The 16,277-nt window shown below is 49.1% G+C and carries 23 protein-coding genes, 1 tRNA gene and 1 other RNA gene; 16 read left to right on the top strand and 9 right to left on the bottom strand.

Annotation, left to right across the window (positions count from 1 at the left end; all coding sequences use genetic code 11):
- Window positions 1–229 precede the first annotated feature (229 nt).
- The 4 genes from D7X94_RS16655 (at window position 230) to D7X94_RS16640 (ending at window position 2,337) form a co-directional block, all read left to right on the top strand.
- Window positions 230–676 (top strand): hypothetical protein, encoded by a 447-nt coding sequence (locus D7X94_RS16655; RefSeq protein WP_120428857.1) that lies wholly within the window; start codon window positions 230–232, stop codon window positions 674–676.
- The gene (locus D7X94_RS16650; RefSeq protein WP_120428856.1) at window positions 669–1,655 is read left to right on the top strand and encodes an N-acetylmuramoyl-L-alanine amidase; all 987 of its coding nucleotides are present in this window, start codon (window positions 669–671) and stop codon (window positions 1,653–1,655) included. The genes D7X94_RS16655 and D7X94_RS16650 overlap by 8 nt, the downstream gene beginning before the upstream one ends.
- A 135-nt stretch (window positions 1,656–1,790) precedes the next feature.
- Window positions 1,791–1,913 (top strand): hypothetical protein, encoded by a 123-nt coding sequence (locus tag D7X94_RS19585; protein WP_279221806.1) that lies wholly within the window; start codon window positions 1,791–1,793, stop codon window positions 1,911–1,913.
- Window positions 1,914–1,926: 13 nt separating this feature from the next.
- Complete coding sequence (locus tag D7X94_RS16640) at window positions 1,927–2,337, top strand: hypothetical protein (protein WP_120428854.1); 411 nt, start codon at window positions 1,927–1,929, stop codon at window positions 2,335–2,337.
- Window positions 2,338–2,523: 186 nt separating this feature from the next.
- On the opposite strand, the gene D7X94_RS16635 is transcribed toward D7X94_RS16640, so the two are convergent.
- The 6 genes from D7X94_RS16635 to D7X94_RS16610 form a co-directional block, all read right to left on the bottom strand.
- Window positions 2,524–3,105, bottom strand: coding sequence for a hypothetical protein (locus D7X94_RS16635; RefSeq protein WP_120428852.1), 582 nt, complete (start codon window positions 3,103–3,105; stop codon window positions 2,524–2,526).
- A 12-nt stretch (window positions 3,106–3,117) separates the two neighbouring features.
- Window positions 3,118–3,185, bottom strand: an RNA gene (locus tag D7X94_RS16630) — hammerhead ribozyme type II.
- A 2-nt stretch (window positions 3,186–3,187) separates the two neighbouring features.
- Window positions 3,188–3,379, bottom strand: a complete 192-nt coding sequence (locus tag D7X94_RS16625; protein ID WP_120428849.1) for a hypothetical protein — start codon at window positions 3,377–3,379, stop codon at window positions 3,188–3,190.
- A gap of 160 nt (window positions 3,380–3,539) precedes the next feature.
- Entirely contained in the window at window positions 3,540–3,752 is a 213-nt protein-coding gene (locus tag D7X94_RS16620) for a hypothetical protein (protein WP_120428847.1), read from the bottom strand.
- Window positions 3,733–4,212, bottom strand: coding sequence for a gamma-glutamylcyclotransferase family protein (locus D7X94_RS16615; protein ID WP_120428845.1), 480 nt, complete (start codon window positions 4,210–4,212; stop codon window positions 3,733–3,735). The genes D7X94_RS16620 and D7X94_RS16615 overlap by 20 nt, the downstream gene beginning before the upstream one ends.
- Window positions 4,213–4,361: 149 nt before the next feature.
- On the bottom strand, window positions 4,362–5,315 hold the full coding sequence (locus D7X94_RS16610; RefSeq protein ID WP_120428843.1) for an amidoligase family protein: 954 nt from the start codon (window positions 5,313–5,315) through the stop codon (window positions 4,362–4,364).
- A gap of 169 nt (window positions 5,316–5,484) precedes the next feature.
- Here D7X94_RS16610 and D7X94_RS16605 point away from each other — a divergent pair, with 169 nt between their 5' ends.
- The gene (locus D7X94_RS16605) at window positions 5,485–5,733 is read left to right on the top strand and encodes a helix-turn-helix domain-containing protein (protein WP_237076443.1); all 249 of its coding nucleotides are present in this window, start codon (window positions 5,485–5,487) and stop codon (window positions 5,731–5,733) included.
- Between the two features lie 40 nt (window positions 5,734–5,773).
- On the opposite strand, the gene D7X94_RS16600 is transcribed toward D7X94_RS16605, so the two are convergent.
- Window positions 5,774–6,112, bottom strand: a complete 339-nt coding sequence (locus D7X94_RS16600) for a hypothetical protein (protein WP_120428841.1) — start codon at window positions 6,110–6,112, stop codon at window positions 5,774–5,776.
- 630 nt (window positions 6,113–6,742) lie between these two features.
- Here D7X94_RS16600 and D7X94_RS16595 point away from each other — a divergent pair.
- The 5 genes from D7X94_RS16595 (at window position 6,743) to D7X94_RS16575 (ending at window position 9,647) form a co-directional block, all read left to right on the top strand.
- Entirely contained in the window at window positions 6,743–7,234 is a 492-nt protein-coding gene (locus tag D7X94_RS16595) for a hypothetical protein (protein WP_120428839.1), read from the top strand.
- A 78-nt stretch (window positions 7,235–7,312) separates the two neighbouring features.
- Window positions 7,313–7,507, top strand: a complete 195-nt coding sequence (locus tag D7X94_RS16590; protein WP_120428837.1) for a hypothetical protein — start codon at window positions 7,313–7,315, stop codon at window positions 7,505–7,507.
- 22 nt (window positions 7,508–7,529) lie between these two features.
- On the top strand, window positions 7,530–8,435 hold the full coding sequence (locus D7X94_RS16585) for a DUF6017 domain-containing protein (RefSeq protein ID WP_120428835.1): 906 nt from the start codon (window positions 7,530–7,532) through the stop codon (window positions 8,433–8,435).
- A 20-nt stretch (window positions 8,436–8,455) separates the two neighbouring features.
- Window positions 8,456–9,082, top strand: coding sequence for a hypothetical protein (locus tag D7X94_RS16580; RefSeq protein WP_120428833.1), 627 nt, complete (start codon window positions 8,456–8,458; stop codon window positions 9,080–9,082).
- Window positions 9,083–9,263: 181 nt separating this feature from the next.
- The gene (locus D7X94_RS16575; RefSeq protein ID WP_243111368.1) at window positions 9,264–9,647 is read left to right on the top strand and encodes a plasmid mobilization protein; all 384 of its coding nucleotides are present in this window, start codon (window positions 9,264–9,266) and stop codon (window positions 9,645–9,647) included.
- Between the two features lie 239 nt (window positions 9,648–9,886).
- On the opposite strand, the gene D7X94_RS16570 is transcribed toward D7X94_RS16575, so the two are convergent.
- On the bottom strand, window positions 9,887–10,879 hold the full coding sequence (locus tag D7X94_RS16570) for a hypothetical protein (RefSeq protein WP_120428831.1): 993 nt from the start codon (window positions 10,877–10,879) through the stop codon (window positions 9,887–9,889).
- Between the two features lie 414 nt (window positions 10,880–11,293).
- On the opposite strand from D7X94_RS16570, the gene D7X94_RS16565 reads away from it, so the two are divergent.
- The 6 genes from D7X94_RS16565 to D7X94_RS16540 all read left to right on the top strand — a co-directional run bounded on the left by D7X94_RS16565 (window position 11,294) and on the right by D7X94_RS16540 (window position 15,958).
- Window positions 11,294–12,094, top strand: a complete 801-nt coding sequence (locus D7X94_RS16565) for a MerR family transcriptional regulator (RefSeq protein ID WP_120428829.1) — start codon at window positions 11,294–11,296, stop codon at window positions 12,092–12,094.
- Window positions 12,091–12,900, top strand: a complete 810-nt coding sequence (locus D7X94_RS16560; RefSeq protein WP_120428827.1) for an ABC transporter ATP-binding protein — start codon at window positions 12,091–12,093, stop codon at window positions 12,898–12,900. The genes D7X94_RS16565 and D7X94_RS16560 overlap by 4 nt, the downstream gene beginning before the upstream one ends.
- Window positions 12,901–12,902: 2 nt before the next feature.
- Complete coding sequence (locus D7X94_RS16555; protein WP_120428824.1) at window positions 12,903–13,619, top strand: ABC transporter permease; 717 nt, start codon at window positions 12,903–12,905, stop codon at window positions 13,617–13,619.
- A gap of 294 nt (window positions 13,620–13,913) precedes the next feature.
- Entirely contained in the window at window positions 13,914–14,243 is a 330-nt protein-coding gene (locus tag D7X94_RS16550; protein ID WP_120428822.1) for an HTH domain-containing protein, read from the top strand.
- A gap of 302 nt (window positions 14,244–14,545) precedes the next feature.
- The gene (locus D7X94_RS16545) at window positions 14,546–14,797 is read left to right on the top strand and encodes a helix-turn-helix domain-containing protein (protein ID WP_199715158.1); all 252 of its coding nucleotides are present in this window, start codon (window positions 14,546–14,548) and stop codon (window positions 14,795–14,797) included.
- Window positions 14,798–15,958: a tyrosine-type recombinase/integrase gene (locus D7X94_RS16540; RefSeq protein ID WP_120428821.1), complete on the top strand. Its 1,161-nt coding sequence runs from the start codon at window positions 14,798–14,800 to the stop codon at window positions 15,956–15,958.
- 96 nt (window positions 15,959–16,054) lie between these two features.
- On the opposite strand, the gene D7X94_RS16535 is transcribed toward D7X94_RS16540, so the two are convergent.
- Window positions 16,055–16,130 (bottom strand) — tRNA-Trp (locus tag D7X94_RS16535).
- Between the last annotated feature and the right edge of the window lie 147 nt (window positions 16,131–16,277).

Raw genomic sequence — 16,277 nt, 5'->3', positions numbered from 1 at the left:
TTTCGTGCTGTGTTTGCTTCTGGCGGCTTTGCTGCTGGCCTACATAGCACCCGTAAAAGCGTGTTAGCCGCTCGGCTGCGACCCGAACGGCTAACATTGTAAATCAATTTTAGCTATAAGGGCCAACCGCCATGTAGCAGCGCCCTCTTTATGTTTATTATACTCACAGGCTCCGGCTTTGTCAAGTGGCAAGGCCGGGGCTTTCATTTTCTATGAGAGGTGAAAGCCAATGACTTTGGATAAGCTCCTGGCTTATTCCGGCGGCGGGCTCTTCGTTCTGCTGACTCTGATCCAGCTGGCCCCTATCAAGGTGAACCCCTGGTCGGCCATTGCCCGGTGGATCGGTAAGGCTATCAACGGCGAGGTGCTGGGCAAGCTGAGGCGGCTGGAAGCCCGCCTGGACGAGCACATCAACACCGACGACAAGCGGGACGCGGACAGCCACCGGGTGAAGATCCTCCAGTTCAACAATGAGCTCCTGCGCTCCATCGACCACACCAAAGAGGAGTTCATAGAGGCGCTGGCCGAGATCGACGCCTACGAGCGCTTCTGCAAGGATCACGAGGATTACCCCAACAACCGGGCCGTGCTCGCCATTGAGAACATCCGGGAGAACTATAAGGAACGGCTGCAGAAACATGATTTTTTGCAGGAAGGAGAGATTCATCATGAGTAACAGCGCTTTAAGCTGCAAGCGGGTGATCAGCCCCAACCGCAATAGCCCACGCAACCACAAAATCGACACCATCACCATCCACTGCGTGGTGGGACAGATGGGGGTTGACGCCTTGTGCAGCGAGTTCAGCAGGGAGTCCAAAGGAGCGAGCTGCAACTATGGCATCGGCTACGATGGCCGCATCGTAACCGTGGTGGATGAGGAAGATCGCTCCTGGTGTACATCCAGCGGGGAGAACGACAACCGGGCCATCACCATCGAGTGCGCCAGCGACGCCTTCTACCCCTACGCCATAAATGCAAACGTCTGGAAGTCCCTCATCGAGCTATGCGCGGACATTTGCAGGCGCAACGGCATTCCGAAGCTGGTGTGGTCCACGGACAAAAATGCGCGTGTCAATCACAAAAATGCTTGTAATCTCACCGTTCACCGGGACTATGCCAATAAATCCTGTCCCGGTGATTACATCTACAACCGCCTGGGCCAGATCGCCAAAGAGGTGAACCAGAAGCTCAGCGGAGTGCCGGCCGGGCCATTTAAGCCGTACCAGGGCCAGGTAAACGCGGACAACGGCCTCAACTGCCGCACGGCCCCGGTCAGCGGCAACGTCATCAAGACCTTCTCCGACGGCACTGTGCTCACCATCACCAAAGAGGACGGGAACTGGGGCTGCTGCGGCCAGGGCTGGGTGCGCCTGGATTACATCACCAAAATCGCGTCGGCCAAAGATTTGGCGGCAAAGGAGGATTCTATCATGGACGGCAAGACCTTCAAGAAAATGTACGACGAGATCAACCCCACCTACAACACCATCGACGAGGTGCCCAGCTACTGGTGGGCCGATATCAAGGAGCTGGTGGACAAGGGCATCATCGGCGGCGTGGGCGGCGGTCGAGTTGGCGAGCCAACTCGGCTGGGCCTGACACACAGCGACTGCAAGGCCGCTGTGCTTGCCAAGCGCATCCGGGAGAAACTGTGATGGCCGCGCACATGAAGGAGCAGGTGGTCAAGACCAAGACCCGGCCCGACTTCTCCAAGCAGCTTATCTCCGACATTCGCTGGCTCCTTTGGGCCGTGACCATGGGTGGGCCTGCCCTGGACGGCGCATGGGGTGGTGTGCTCGTTCTATCTGAACATGGCCAAGTCCGACCACCGGGAGGGCGGCATCACTTTTGAGAGCGCGAAAGCAAATAGCTTCGCGACAGACGAAAACAGCATCGACGGCCCGATGGGCTAGGAGGGAAATCATCATGAATGTATTTTTGACAACTTTACTGCAGGCCGTTCTGGTGGCCGCCGTACCCGTGTGCGCGGCGTTCATCGGCAAGGGGCTCAAGGCACTGGCAAACTATCTTGGCGTTAAGTCCGAAAGCGCCACGGCAAAAAGGTTTCTGGAGGCTGTGGCCGACGCGGTGAGCACCGCCGTCACCTACACCAGCCAGACCTACGTGGACGCGCTGAAGAAGTCCGGCGAGTTCACGGAGGAAAATCAGAGAGAAGCCCTGAAAATGGCAATCGCGGAGGCGAAGAGCCTCTTAACCGCTGAGACGAAAGTCTTTCTCGAGGAGTATTACGGAAAGCTCGACGACTACCTTGAGGGGCTGATCGAGGCCGAAGTTCGCAACCAGAAAATGGGTGTTGTCACTCTGAGTGCATCGTAAGAAACGTACGACATCGCACGCGTGTGTTTAACTTGCTCAGGTAATCCCGCGGAGTGCGTTCTTTGCACCAATGTTACGATTTATGCCTAATCCTAACTTGCTGGTAACTTGCAGCAAACTTAGAACAACTTGGAACAAAGCCCCCGGCTTTCCCTTTTCATTGGGAGGGCCAGGGGCTTTTTTGTTTTAGTGAATTCGGCAGGCGCTATTTCGATAGGATACGGTATACCCACCTCGTTCTCCACGGGAAATTTTCACATCATCCTTGCAGATCCGCTTGACACCGAGCCGCTCCCGAATCACCCGTTTTGCAACCTCTATAGCCTGCGCAGGAAGCGGCTTATTTTCGTCGGAATGCTTGGCTCTGTATCTGGAAAGTCGGAGAGCACCTGCTGCCTCGGCCTCTTCCAGATTGCCGTAGAACTTCCCACTCCTGCGGCTTTCGCCAACCTGGTAAAACCGCTCCTGCCGCAGCACTTCCAGATGATTATTCCAGATGGTATGCCATCCGCTGTCATCGTGAGGGGTTACCCGGTCTTCCTCCGGCACACGCCCCACGGCGATCTCCACGCCGGTCAGGCTGCACAGGCTCTCACAATCATCGAACCGGCGGACCAGCACCCGGAGTATTTCATTTCCATTGGTCAGGTCGATGCTGGCGATTTCGCCCTGGCTGCCAGTCATCGTGGCTGTATTCATCGTGTACCCTGTGGCAATGTACTCGGAAACGATTTCGGTAAAGCGCTTATTGATATCAATGTATTTCATGATTTTTCCCTTTCTGGCCTGCCATCTTCAGCACCGGGAGGCCATTCCTCGGTGAACGCCCCCAGCGGAGCGTTTCGGCTGTTTATCGTTCTTCGCCCCACTCTTTGACTGCCTCGGGGCTGCACTCGATATAGGCCCCGCAGATATCTCGAAAACGAACTTCTGTGATGAGCTCCGAGCCCCACTTGACCGTTCTGGTGCCAATGTATACCGCCCTCCGGCTGGCCCATCCACACCAATATTTCTTTCCAACTACCAGGTTTTCCAAAGTCATTTTTGTGTTCCCCTTTCTTTTATCTTGTCCCTATATTACCATACGTTTGAAGTGTTTTCAAAAGGCTAAGACGCACAAACATTCGCCGGGTTTCCTGGTGGTAATGGCAGCAAAAAGGAGCGGCCCACGAGCTGGCTTGCCAACTCGACCGCTCCCCGCTTTATTCTTCCTCCCCCTGGTATCGGTGGATATTCCCCAAAATGTGCTCCTGCTCCTCCCGGCTCAGCCCCAACCCCTCCAGCGCCTCGCGGGTGCCACAGTCCGGACAGATAAGCTGTGTGCTGTCCCGGGAGATAGCAGGGGCGCCCCGGCAGGGCTTGCCGCATTTGGGGCAGACCGTCACCTGGTATAGGTTACCACTCGTTTCTTTCACGCGCCATCACCTCCCTCGTGTATGCCCTGGCCTCCAGCAGCGCCTCGGGGTCAAAGCCAAAGTCCCGGTAGCCTACCTCGCAGATGTCCATATACCGGGTGGTAGGCAGTCCCGCCAGATGCCCATCGTTCATGAGATAAACAAAAGCCTCCACTTGCCGCTCCTGCGCCGTTTTAAGGCCGGTATAAGTAATAGGCAGGGTTTCTTTACGGTAGAACACAGGGAAGCCCTCGTAGCGGTCCAGGGCCGCCTCGTCAGCCTCTGTGACAGCCCATACTGCCACAGGAACAACATAGTCGGGGGCCGGTTCAATAGTAAGATAGTTCCCGGATCCGCTCCCACGGAAAAGCAGCCGCCAGCCCTCCAGCTGGGCGGTACCCACAGGCCGGGCAGTGGGGCAGCGGTACGCCATCTGCTCCCGGTTCAGATTGCTTCTATAAGCAAGGTAGTATTTTTTCACGGTTCAACATTCCTTTCAAGTTTATTATAGCACAGTTGCAAAGTTGAAAAACGGAGTTTTTCAATCTTTTTACCACGTCGAAAGCCCGCTCTTTGGCGGGTTCTCGGCATGGGCATAGCAGTTAACTACGTTAACTGCACCTAAGTCCTTCAAGCGGCTGGGCGGCTGGTGTGCCGGAAAGCGGTGTCGCCGCTCAGGCGCCGGGTAAGGATTTCGCGGGCCGTTTTGAATTCCTCCCCGATGAAGCCCAGGCGGAGCAGCCAAGTCCTCATTGCGTACCGGGGGTTTTCGTTCTGCTGGGGCCGGGGGCTGGCGCTCTTGGCAACCTTCGCCATCTGGCTCAGGGCCAAACACAGCTGGATGTAGGTCTTTAGCTGGCCGGCGTGGATCCCGCCCCTGCGCCCCTTGCCGGGGTTGTCGAACTGGAAAAGCCGGAATTCAACAGTGCCGTGGGTAAAGGTGGCGTGGAGGTTCAGCATATGGTAGCGGCTGGAATTGTAGTGGTTTCCCCGGCCCCAGTCGGCGTTCTGGCTTTCATACCACACATCGGACAGGGCCGCCATCGTGCTGGGCTTTTCCCGATTCAGCCGCTCCAGGAAGCGAGGATCAACGGTTCTACAGTAGTCCTCCATCCGGCCCTGGTCGAGATTCAGGGCGCTGGCCAGCAGGCTCTCGTGGCTTGCCATCAGGTTCGCCAGGTTCCGCAGGGAAGCGGGGGTATGGCCGTTGGCTCCGATGTGGATATGCACCCCACAGCCGTGGGCCGGATTGCTGATGGCACCGGCGTGGCGGAGCTGGCGGGCGATTTCCTGCAAGTCCTCCAGGTCGTCATAGGTAAGGATCGGGGTGCCCAGCTCGGTCTTCTCGGAATCGCGGGCGGCGCGGATGCTGGAGTCCCGTGTGATTTTCCACACCCGGCCTTGCCGGTCCTGGCAGCTCCAGGAATCGTAACTGCCAGCCTCGTGCCGCACAGTGCGCTCAGTGCCAAAGTATTTCGCAACCACCTTAGCGGCCTGCTGGCGAGTGATCCCGGCCATTTCGATTTCCACACCGATGGTTTGCTTCTTCATGTCCTCGACCATTTTAGCAAGTTTCGCGTTCATTTTGTTTCCCTCCGTGGTTTGATTGTGGCTGTATATTGCCATGCAATCGCCGTAATTACAAGAGGCTAAGGCGCACAAACTTTCGCCTTGATACCTGGTGCATATGCCGGCTTGACAAAACCACGCATTTGAGGGATAATAGAGTAAAATGGAGAAGGGGGCTCTCATAATGAGGCGTATGACATACAAAGAGGACATGACTCCAATGGACAAATTGTGCATTGAAAAGGGTATCACCCGGCGGGAGCTGGCAAGGCAGAGCGGGGTGCCGATCCGCACCATAGAGGGCTGGGCCAAGAGAACGCGCACCAGCCCGAACGTCTACCAGCTATACAAGGTGGCACAGGTGCTGGGGTGCCATATTGAGGACCTGTTGGAGCTGGACAGGATAGCGCAGGAGGAAAGCGGCAGGGAATAGCAAGGGGGAGTCAAATTTGACTCCCCCTTTGTGTATTTCTTTAGGCCGTCATATAGTCGTACAGTTTGGCCTTAAGGACAATCAGCTGCGCTTCAGCCGCCTCGGCTCTGGCCTTGTACTCGTCCCGCTCCTCGGCCAGCTGGCCCACCTGCACGGTGCGCTGGGCCAACTGCTCCCCCAGCTCCTGGGCGTGGTCGACCGGGTTCCCGGAAAAGTCGTTCTCGATATTCTCCTCCGCGATGGCGAACACGCCGCGGAACGCGGTGGCAATGTAGCTTTTCGGCCCCAATTCGGCCACCATAGCCTTGATCTGCTGCAGGACTCCCCGCTCCTGGTCTTTGGTGGCCATTGTGGCCTCGCTGGTGTTTTCAGTACACATTTTTTTATTTCCTCCTTGATTTTTGGTTCCTGCTCTGCTAAAATCAAGGTAGCCGGGGGAAAGACATTGGCTTGCGCCAAGTCTGTTTCCTCCGGCCCGCCTTGTTTGAGGCATCGGAGGATAGCGGGGGGCATTGGCGTGTGTACCGCTATCCTGATTTTTTCACCCCTTCCCGCCTCGAGATTATATGCAAAAGAAAAAGCACCCGGTTATTACCGAGTGCTTTTCTAATTGCCTTATTCTTTGGGCAACATCATAGCCAACACGAACGCCGGACCTACAAAATAAATTGTGGCGGGGTTCGTATGACTCTGGTATGGCAGGGGCAGAAGGATTCGAACCCTCGGCACGCGGTTTTGGAGAACGGTAATAATAATTTTAACCTGTTTTAAGGTGTTTTAGAAAGTGTTATGGAATACCGAAAAATGGCTTAAAACCTAGGCTTTTGACGTTTTCCAAGTTTTAGAACTTTTCTGAATCTGCAATTTTTCTGCACGTTTGATAGAAAATGTGATAGAAAGAATCCAATAACTTGATAGAAGGCTTTTATATCCGCTTTACCTGATTTTTATTACTAGAATATCACTTTGCCAAAATTGTAAATGCGAAAGCCAAAGGAGAGCATCAAAAATGAATACGACCAACAATAAAATCAGCGTAAAGGAAACGGCCTTCGGCCAGGATATGCTAGAGGTGCTGATTGAAAAGCAGCTCCAGCAAGCTAAGTTCCGGGAATTAGACGTTCCGCAGGCTATCAAGACAATGAAAAGCCATCTTGTCAGCAAGTTCGCACCACAGAAAGGCGAGTATCCGTCTAAACTACGCTTTATGTACCCCACCTATTTTGATTCTGCTAGGGTACTGGTAGCGGAGTATGTGGCAGAGTTTTTCCTAACCGGGAAGATTGCTTTTTCTGAATTGAATACGAACTCATGGGAGTACATCGACCACGAAATCCGTCAGATTGTTTTGACGGAAACCGAGGCAGATATGCTCTTGCGAGTGCTCAGAAAGGTTCAGAAACCCGACCATGATATGTGTTCCAGATGGGAGAATCCGGCTGATCGTGAACGCTGGAAAGCACATATTCAGGCAGTGTACAACGTGATAAGTCAGCTATAATAGCCCTACTTTGGCCCTGATGACTTCGGTTATCAGGGCCATTTTTTGTGCTTATAGAGTTGGCAGAGAGGAGGAATCGTGAAGATATACAGAAATTCAGAGCATTATTGTGACCCAACATCCGGACAGGCTTTAGATAATATTATGCAGGAGCGCCACGAGGAAGTCAAAAAGGTGATTTGCGAATTGCGGCGTTTAGCTGAATTATCCAGCTTTTCGATTGTGGAAAGGGTGGTGCTAATGGATAATCTTACCGGAAAAATTTATCGGTAGAAGGAAAAAAGGAGATGATAGTTTGAGCAAAACTGAACTGGAATATATGCGCCCCCAGACCGCTAGGGGGTACCGCTATCTCTCGGTTCCGAAGGAGCTTTTGGAGAATCCGGCGTTCTCTGGGCTGGACTATGGCGCGGTCATTTTGTACGCAAAAATGCTGGAAAGAGCCGGTCTATCCGCTCAACACGAGGACAAGTTCACCGATGAAAATGGCCGTCTTTTCATCATCTATACCGTTGAACAGATGGAAAAAGACATTCAGCGCTCACATCCCACAGTAATCAAATTCACCAAGCAGTTAGCTGATATTGGGCTGATTGATAAGGTAAAACAAGGACAGGGAAAGCCTGCTAGAATCTACATAAAGGACTTTACTTCTGTGGATTCTAGCGCTCAAAGACTGCCAGATTTTAACGTCTGCAAGTCAGAGAATTTGACTTCTTGCAGTAAAGAAAATGAACTTCTGGACGTTAAAAATCTTTCACCTATAGAACTTAATAATAAAGAACTTGAGAATAAAGACCTTATCCTTCCTACCTTCCTTCCAGAAACCCAGGAATATGAAGTAAACGAAATGACGGAGAAAGATGTTGAGGAATTGCAGGCTGACGTGCGTTCGCAAATCGAGTACACAGTGCTTTGTGAAAATTACGAGGAAGATTTGGCGGACGAAGTCGTGGAGATCATCACGGAAACTCTCTGCCGGGACGGGCCGGAAATGAAGATTGGAGGCACAGTATTTCCAATGGCGCTGGCGAGGAAACATATGCGCTCTTTGACCTATGAGCACGTTTCCTATGTGCTGGATAACCTAGGGAAAGCTGGGCCGGTACATAACCCACACAGGTATTTACTGGCGCTTTTATTCCATGCTCCGGCTTCATGTAGCACCGCAACACAGGCAATGTATAACGCAAATAATTGAAATTCAAGGAGGATTTCATCATGAAAAACAAGTATGATACACTGGAAAACGAGTACAAGAATACCGCAAAAGAACTGGCCCTGATTACCGGCTGGACACCACAGCAGGCCGAAAAAGTGCTGGCCTTGGTAGCCGGATTTTCCAAGAAAAGGGCGGAAACGGTTGCCAAGGAGCAGCGCCAAATTCAGAAAAATTCGCGGATTGCCGCCACAAAAAAGCTGCTGAAGAACTACCGAAACCTGAAAGTTTCCCTGAAATGCGGCATGGAACACAACCTGAAATTGCTGGAGGATTACGAATACCAGCGCCTGATGGAGAAGGAAGAAAGCGTCCGAAACCAGAAATTGACCTCTATGGCGCTCCTTACTGCCTCAAATCAAGTGCTATGGGCGCGCTTAAATGCAGCACTGGACTGTTTCAAAGAGATGTGCAAGAACGAAACCAGCCCTTCCGCTCAGAGGGGTTATAAGCTCATTTATGCCCGCTATCTTTGCGATACTCCGATAAGCATATCCGCTATTGAGGAGCGTTTTGCGATTGAACATTCGACATTTTACAAGAACTTAAATCGGGCGGTTGCTACGCTGAGCGTGATTCTTTTCGGCAGCGAAAGCGCCGAAGATTTCTGCTGGGGCGAGGATTCGTAAGCGGCTTTCGGCCGCAAAAAGGGGCCGAAAGCCCAAAAGTACTTAAAACGAAAATTTTTGAGTTTTAAGTACGCGCCAGCATCGCATTTGTAGGACAACGTGTCAGACATTCTGTCCGACACTTGCCATCAAATGCCCGCTTGCGCGGCTGGGTAGGGGTACAGCCCCTACAACCCTACTGGTGAAAGCACCGGCGGTTTTAGAGCCGCACTGTTACGCGCAGAAAGGAGATGATTATATCAATACAAGCAGAACAAAGAAACTGAGCCTTCGGCTGAGCGAAAAGGAGTACAAGAGGATTACAAGACGTGCTAAGTCTTGCGGGCTTACCAAGTCGGCTTATGTTCGTCAGCTTATCATTGGATATGAGCCAAGAGAATCACCGCCTGCCGATTACTTTGCTATGACCCGAGAGTTAAAAGAGATAGGCAACAATATGAATCAACTGGCTTTTATGGCGAACGCTACTGGCCTGATTGACGAGGCTACCTATTATGAGAACGTGATTCATCTGCGGGACAGCTTATTACGTATTGAGGAAAGTGTTGTTGGCAAGAACAGATAGTATTATAAACAAAAGACCTGTGCATTTCAAATTACATCGCTACCATTATCGTTAGAATGTGCTATTGACAATTAGGGCTTGTTTGAAAATAGAGGAAATGACGGAATTTTGACCAGAAGCGGTCAGCTTCAAGGAGAAAACCGCAAGGAATACTTGCGTATTACGAGGATTTTCGACGCAGAAGATGGCTGCTTCTGGGTAAAAAGACGGCGTTTTCGATTTTTCAAACAAGCCCTAGGTTATTTGTATTTTAATCCAGACGTAGTAATAGAATATGAGTGAAGATAGAATGAAATAAGCAAATTTATTATTTCTAGCAAAATCTTCAAAACACCCAATTTATACTGTCCATTGACAATTTGATCTAAAGATAATACGTCATTTTCAGGCGTAAGATAGCCTTCCGGAATGACAATTTTTTCACATTGATATAGTTTGTCGAAATTTTCATAATAGAATTTGTATGCGTATTTGATATCGCAAGGCCATATTCCACTGTAGTTTAATTTCATTGCTAGATCATAGCACTCATCTTGCCGAGTATAAACAAAATCGTATCCAAATGCCAAAGCTTTTTGAATTGAATATGTTTTATGAGCAAAGTAAGTAACACCATTTTTGGTGGTTCCCTGAATCATAATTTGCATTTTCGGGATACCTTGTCTATGTTCTATTTCTTTAATTTTCTCTTGCAGTTCATAGCTATCAGATTCTGAGAGCTCTAGGTATCTTATGCCGCGAGCTAATGAAAGATTCTGGATATCGGGATCTGATTTTAATTCCCATTCGAAGGGAACTTTATTGACCCCTCGTTCGGTTTCTTTATTGGAGTCGTCCTGTAGCAAAAGTCTAAGTTGTACATCATACAAATAATTTTCCTTTTGCAACATGATCCAGTATCTAAACTTCATTCTATTTTTGCTATATATCACATATTTCGAAAAGAAGATAGGATTGAGAGGTTCCAAAAATTTAACTAGAAAATTTCCAAGCCAAGAAATAAAGAATATGTCACGAATAACTAACTCTGAAACAAACAAGTGCTTCGGAATGGATATATCAGTTGAATTTCCCCAAAATGTGTTTATGCTTGCATTAAGCGGTGAAGATATTTTATAATTGGAGTATATTAAAGCAAAAAATGCTATTTGCATTCCCATGACAACCAAGTATACAACCATGTATTCTACAATCCTAATTATCTTTTTTAGTATTTGCTTAAAAATAATCATGCATTAATACACCCTTACTTGGAATCACGTTGTTGAAAAACTGTGAAAACACTCTTGCTTTAAAATATTATACCACATGCAGAATTTGAAGTAAAGCCATGAAATATATCAAAGTAAAGGGCTGGATTCAAGTAAGAAAGTTATACTAATGCCAGTGACCTGATTAACGAGGCCACTTACAATGAAAACGTGATTCACTTGCGGGATTCTTTGCGGCGCATTGAGCAAACGGTAATTGGTACAGGCTATGATAGTTAGAAATGCAAATTTTCCCTTCCTCTTGCTGCTAATGTCATAATTGCATTATAAGCTACATTTTTCGAGCGCTGTTGCCGATATTATAAAAAACAAGAAAAAAGTCTTGCTCATGACGTAACGTAATGAGTTATACTATTCGCAGGAGGTAGTTTAAGCGTGGAAAAATATAGAGCTATCCCACAGGGATATTTGACGGTGGGCGAGGTTGCAAAAAAGATGGATGTTACAGTCCGAACATTGCAGCATTACGATAAAGAAGGGTTACTCTCGCCGTCAGCCGTGAGTGATGGAGGCCGCAGACTTTATACTGACAAAGATATTGTCAAACTGCACCAGATACTGTCCTTGAAACATTTAGGGTTTTCCTTGAATGACATCAGAGACAGACTGATTCCACTGGACGATCCGGCGGATGTGGCACAAATTCTTTCAGAGCAAGCAGCTACAATACGCAATAAGATAGCAAACTTGACAGAATCGCTGTCGGAAATTGAGGCGCTAAAAACAGAAGTGCTCGAAATACAGACGGTGGACTTCAAAAAATATGCGGATATCATCGTTAATCTGGAAATGAAAAATGATTTTTATTGGCTTATCAAGCATTTTGACGGAGAAACCTTGGATCATATCCGCAGCCGGTTTGATAAGGAAAGCGGTATCGCGTTTCTGCAAAAATTTCTACATCTCCAGGACGAGGCAATTCGGCTCCAGAATGCGGGCGTACCCGTGGAAAGCCCGGAAGGACTGCAATTCGCAAAAGCCTATTGGGATATGATTTTGGAGTTCACAAACGGGGATGCTACCATGCTCCCGAAACTCATGCAAATAGGAGAAAGTGATGAATTCAATCAGGAATTGAAGCAGATGCAGGCCAAAGCAAATGCTTTCATTGAACCGGCATTGGGTGCGTACTTTTCAAATTCGGGGATAAATCCATTCCAGGAGGAAACAACATGACGGACGCATTACAAGTAAGAGGATTGCGTAAAAGCTATGGAAAAAAAGAGGTACTAAAGGGTATTGATTTGTGCATACGCAAAGGGGTTATTTTCGCTTTGCTCGGCGTAAATGGCGCGGGAAAAACAACAGCGCTTGAATGTATTGAGGGCTTACGAAAGTACGATAGCGGCAGTATCGCTATAAATGGACGTATGGGTATTCAATTACAATCGGCTTCTCTGCCTGTCCATATCAAGGGAATAGAGGCTGTTCACCTTTTTGAAAAATGGAACAAGGTATCGGTCAATACCTCTATGCTAACGGCGTTAGGTGTAGACAATCTGGCGAACAAACAGTATCAGGAAATGTCGACCGGGCAGAAACGGCGGCTTCATTTGGCCCTGGCTTTAATCAGTGATCCCGATATTGTATTCCTTGACGAGCCGACCGCCGGACTGGACATTGAGGGACGGATTTCTCTCCACGAGTATATCCGCACTCTGAAAGCCCAAGGAAAAACGATTTTGTTAGCCAGCCATGACATGGCCGAAGTAGAGAACCTGTGTGACAATATCGCAATTCTGAAAGACGGCCGGATCGCATTCGCGGGAACTGTGAGCGAACTGACGAGGGCGGTCGGAAAACATTATAATATCTGTATAAAAACAAGCCAGGGAATGGAAAAGTTTGAAGTGGATAACATAGGAGAAAGTTTGATTTCTATATTGAAAGGCTATCATGAAAAAGAGATAGAAATTCAAGATATCCAGGTAAACCGTGGTTCTCTGGAACAGCATTTCGTAAAGATAGCAAGGGGGGAGTAGGAATGAGCGGATTTTTATATGGAGTCGCATTGCAGTGGAAACTAGACTTGCGAAGCAAAACAATGTTGATTACGTGCTATGCTGTTCCGCTTATGTTTTTCGCGGTTATGGGAGGAATTTTTACATCCGTTATGCCAGATAGCCGCGAAACTTTGATTCAGTCCATGTCTGTATTTACTGTCACTTTGGGTGCGCTGATCGGATTGCCTCCCTCGCTTGTGGAAATATACAGGAGCGACGTGAAGAACGCATATCAAGCGAATGGCGTACCTCTGTCATTAGGATTATTTTTGACGAACATTTCAGCGTTTGTCCATCTGCTCATCATGAGTTTCATCCTTTATGTCATTGCGCCGGTTGCCTTTGATGCAAAAATCCCGGCGCATCCAGGGACATACTTTGTTGGACTGATTACTCTGATTGCTGTATCGCTGAGTGTTGCCAGCATTATCGGATTGGCTGTAAAAAATACGGCAAATACATCTATGCTATCTATCCTATTGTTTCTTCCTTCAACTATGCTCTCAGGGATTATGTTTCCAAGCAATATGCTTCCCAAAGTATTTGTGATAGCTGGAAAATTATTTCCCGCCACATGGGGGTACGCATTTATGACAGAAAGCAATTTTACTTGGCACAACCTTTTGCCTTTATTTGTGGTCTTGATCATAGCCGTGCTACTGTGCGGACTTTTGCTGAAAAGGGTTGAAACACGATAAATATGAACGAACAGTTTGCCCAGCGGTGGGAATGAAAGATACCGTTGAGCGGAGCAGCTGTCTATGTTCGGACTATCTTCGGTTGCGGCAGTTTTGAGAAATCAGAACTGCCGCTTTTTTGATTAAAAGGTATATAGAAGGGACGCCAGGGGTTGCGGTGATTTAGGGACACGCTAATATTACAGTGTTGATAGAGTTCGGGTAAATCTTTTCAAAACTTTTATAAAGAGGACGTTAGGTGTCCAGTTTATAGTTTATCCTTTGTGGAAAGGAGCAAAGGGAGGAGATGAGCGCATGAGTTCCGTTGAGCAGCGGCAAGCATTGCTTGAAGTCCTTCGCTGCCGACGGTTCGATACTTATGCGAATCTTGCGTTTGAATTTGGGGTATCAGCACGGACGATTCAGCGCGATATTCAAATACTCATGTGTTCATATCCAATCGAAACAGTTAGAGGTCGCTATGGCGGCGGTGTGAGGGCTATGACCGATTTATCTTTGGAGGGTTCATCTTCCAAACGCACCCTAAATGCTGAGCAAACAGAGTTGCTTGTGCGGATTCGGAAATCGCTCTCAGGCAGTGACATAGACACTCTTGATAGTATTTTGAGCCAATTTGCTCCTTGACCTACATACTGGACATTGACAACGGAATATCACAGCACACAAGTGTTACATCCTGCCATGCCATTCAACCGCCAAGACTGCAAACCCCTTGCACAAGCGAAACCTTGAGAGCAGCCGGCCCCGGCAAGGCCGTAACTGCGGGATGTACCGCAAATAACCCGTACCGCAGGGTCAAAGGGGGGTACTGGTAGATCGGCTTGGGCAGCTTAGTCAACTGTCGCCACCGTCCACTGGTATCGCGCCACGCGCCAACGTGGGTTTGTGTGCTGTACCTTATACCGAAAGTAAAGGAAGTGTGCCATATGGGAAATGCTATGTTTAGCAATTACCCGGATGTCGTATCAGTAGATGATTTACAGACAATGCTCCACATCGGCAGAAATGCCGCTTATAGCCTACTGCAAAGTGGGGCAATCTCTACGGTGAGGGTGGGGAAGAGGTATATAATTCCGAAAGCCAGCGTGATTGACTTCTTGGGCTTGAATAAGGGCGCGAAACCTGCTATAATGAATCCATCAGGTAAAGCGTGTGAAAGCCTCGAAAGGAGTAAATAAATGGCAATCACGGGCTTTGTAACAACGAAAGGCGGCAAATATTATGCCGTCCTGAATCTCCATGACGAGAACGGAAAGCGCAAGCAAAAGTGGTTCTCCACCGACCTACCGCTGAGAGGGAACAAACGTAACGCTGAAAAGATTCTGCGCACCTTGATAGACGAGTGGGAGGCTAAGGAAGTGCCTTACTGCCAGCTAACCTTTGCTGATTACCTAGAGCGCTGGATCAAGCGGGCTGGGGCGAACATCAAGCCCAATACCTACCGCACATACCAAGCGATGGTCGCTAATCACATAGTGCCGTATTTCAAACAGCACCCGGTATTGTTGCAAGAATTGAAACCCACAGACCTGGACGCGTATTACCAGGCCAAACAACAGCCAGGGAGCAAACAGAACGGTAAAGGTACGCTGTCGGCTATGTCTATTCGGCACCATCATCAGGTGATTTCCAAGGCGCTGAATGACGCGGTGCATGACAGCCTAATTCAGTTTAACCCCGCTGCAACCGCAAGAAAGCCGAAGGCCGAGCGCTACAATGCCAGTTTTCTCAACCCGGCAGAGATAGACACCCTGCTGGCCCTGTTTACAGGAAACGTGGTGGAACTGCCGGTCAACTTGTGCGCCGTATACGGCTTTCGCCGGAGCGAGGTGCTGGGCCTAAAGTGGGAGCATATCGATTTCGAGAACCGCACTCTGACGGTCACAGAAACGCTCCAGCAGGGCGTTAAGGGCAATTATGTGGACACTCCAAAGACCAACAGCAGCTACCGCACCTTGCCCATGACAGACAGCGTGTACGCGCTCCTAAAGACACAGAAACGCGACCAGGAGCGCATACAGGCTGCTCTCGGCAAAGGGTACATACAGAGCGACTATGTATGCACCTGGGCAGACGGAACGGTTATATCACCCAACTATCTGTCCCGCACGTTCCATAACATCATTTCAAAAAGCAGCTTATCTAGTGTCAGACTTCATGACTTGAGGCATAGTGCGGCCAGCAATCTGCTAAACATGGGCTTTTCCATCGTCCAGGTACAACAGTGGCTGGGCCACGGCAGCGCGTCCACCACGCTGAATTTCTACGCCCACGTCGATAAAAATTCCAAGCTGGACATGGCCGCTGCCATGGAGAAGGCCATCTATCAACCCACCTGATGGATTGGGTGATAGAAAATTGATAGAAAAGCCGCTGGAAACTGATAGAAAGAAAAAAAGAGAACCCCGGAAACCCTAGAGTTTCCGGGGGAAAATTGGCAGGGGCAGAAGGATTCGAACCCTCGGCACGCGGTTTTGGAGACCGCTGCTCTACCAGCTGAGCTATACCCCTATCTATTCTCTTGTTCTTTTATAGTATACCACTCTGCAAAAGAAATGTCAACAGCTTTTTTCCACGCATAGCTGTTACCTATGCGCTGATGAAAAAATGCAAGGACATCATCCTTGAAACCGACATTGGCAACGATCTGCGCCTGAA

The organism is Acutalibacter sp. 1XD8-33 (genome assembly GCF_003612555.1).
Taxonomy (GTDB): Bacteria; Bacillota; Clostridia; order Oscillospirales; family Acutalibacteraceae; genus Acutalibacter.
This window is presented reverse-complemented; position numbering and strand designations above follow the sequence as displayed.

What these genes read in the sequence shown, in the direction of transcription:
- D7X94_RS16555 (WP_120428824.1), top strand. Translation starts at nt 12,903, where the DNA reads ATGAGCGGATTTTTATATGGAGTCGCATTGCAGTGGAAACTAGACTTG.
- D7X94_RS16545 (WP_199715158.1), top strand. Translation starts at nt 14,546, where the DNA reads ATGGGAAATGCTATGTTTAGCAATTACCCGGATGTCGTATCAGTAGAT.
- D7X94_RS16540 (WP_120428821.1), top strand. Translation starts at nt 14,798, where the DNA reads ATGGCAATCACGGGCTTTGTAACAACGAAAGGCGGCAAATATTATGCC.
- D7X94_RS16580 (WP_120428833.1), top strand. Translation starts at nt 8,456, where the DNA reads ATGAAAAACAAGTATGATACACTGGAAAACGAGTACAAGAATACCGCA.
- D7X94_RS16595 (WP_120428839.1), top strand. Translation starts at nt 6,743, where the DNA reads ATGAATACGACCAACAATAAAATCAGCGTAAAGGAAACGGCCTTCGGC.
- D7X94_RS16605 (WP_237076443.1), top strand. Translation starts at nt 5,485, where the DNA reads ATGAGGCGTATGACATACAAAGAGGACATGACTCCAATGGACAAATTG.
- D7X94_RS16655 (WP_120428857.1), top strand. Translation starts at nt 230, where the DNA reads ATGACTTTGGATAAGCTCCTGGCTTATTCCGGCGGCGGGCTCTTCGTT.
- D7X94_RS16550 (WP_120428822.1), top strand. Translation starts at nt 13,914, where the DNA reads ATGAGTTCCGTTGAGCAGCGGCAAGCATTGCTTGAAGTCCTTCGCTGC.
- D7X94_RS16610 (WP_120428843.1), bottom strand. Translation starts at nt 5,315, where the DNA reads ATGAACGCGAAACTTGCTAAAATGGTCGAGGACATGAAGAAGCAAACC.
- D7X94_RS16560 (WP_120428827.1), top strand. Translation starts at nt 12,091, where the DNA reads ATGACGGACGCATTACAAGTAAGAGGATTGCGTAAAAGCTATGGAAAA.
- D7X94_RS16635 (WP_120428852.1), bottom strand. Translation starts at nt 3,105, where the DNA reads ATGAAATACATTGATATCAATAAGCGCTTTACCGAAATCGTTTCCGAG.
- D7X94_RS16650 (WP_120428856.1), top strand. Translation starts at nt 669, where the DNA reads ATGAGTAACAGCGCTTTAAGCTGCAAGCGGGTGATCAGCCCCAACCGC.
- D7X94_RS16600 (WP_120428841.1), bottom strand. Translation starts at nt 6,112, where the DNA reads ATGTGTACTGAAAACACCAGCGAGGCCACAATGGCCACCAAAGACCAG.
- D7X94_RS16625 (WP_120428849.1), bottom strand. Translation starts at nt 3,379, where the DNA reads ATGACTTTGGAAAACCTGGTAGTTGGAAAGAAATATTGGTGTGGATGG.
- D7X94_RS16570 (WP_120428831.1), bottom strand. Translation starts at nt 10,879, where the DNA reads ATGATTATTTTTAAGCAAATACTAAAAAAGATAATTAGGATTGTAGAA.
- D7X94_RS16640 (WP_120428854.1), top strand. Translation starts at nt 1,927, where the DNA reads ATGAATGTATTTTTGACAACTTTACTGCAGGCCGTTCTGGTGGCCGCC.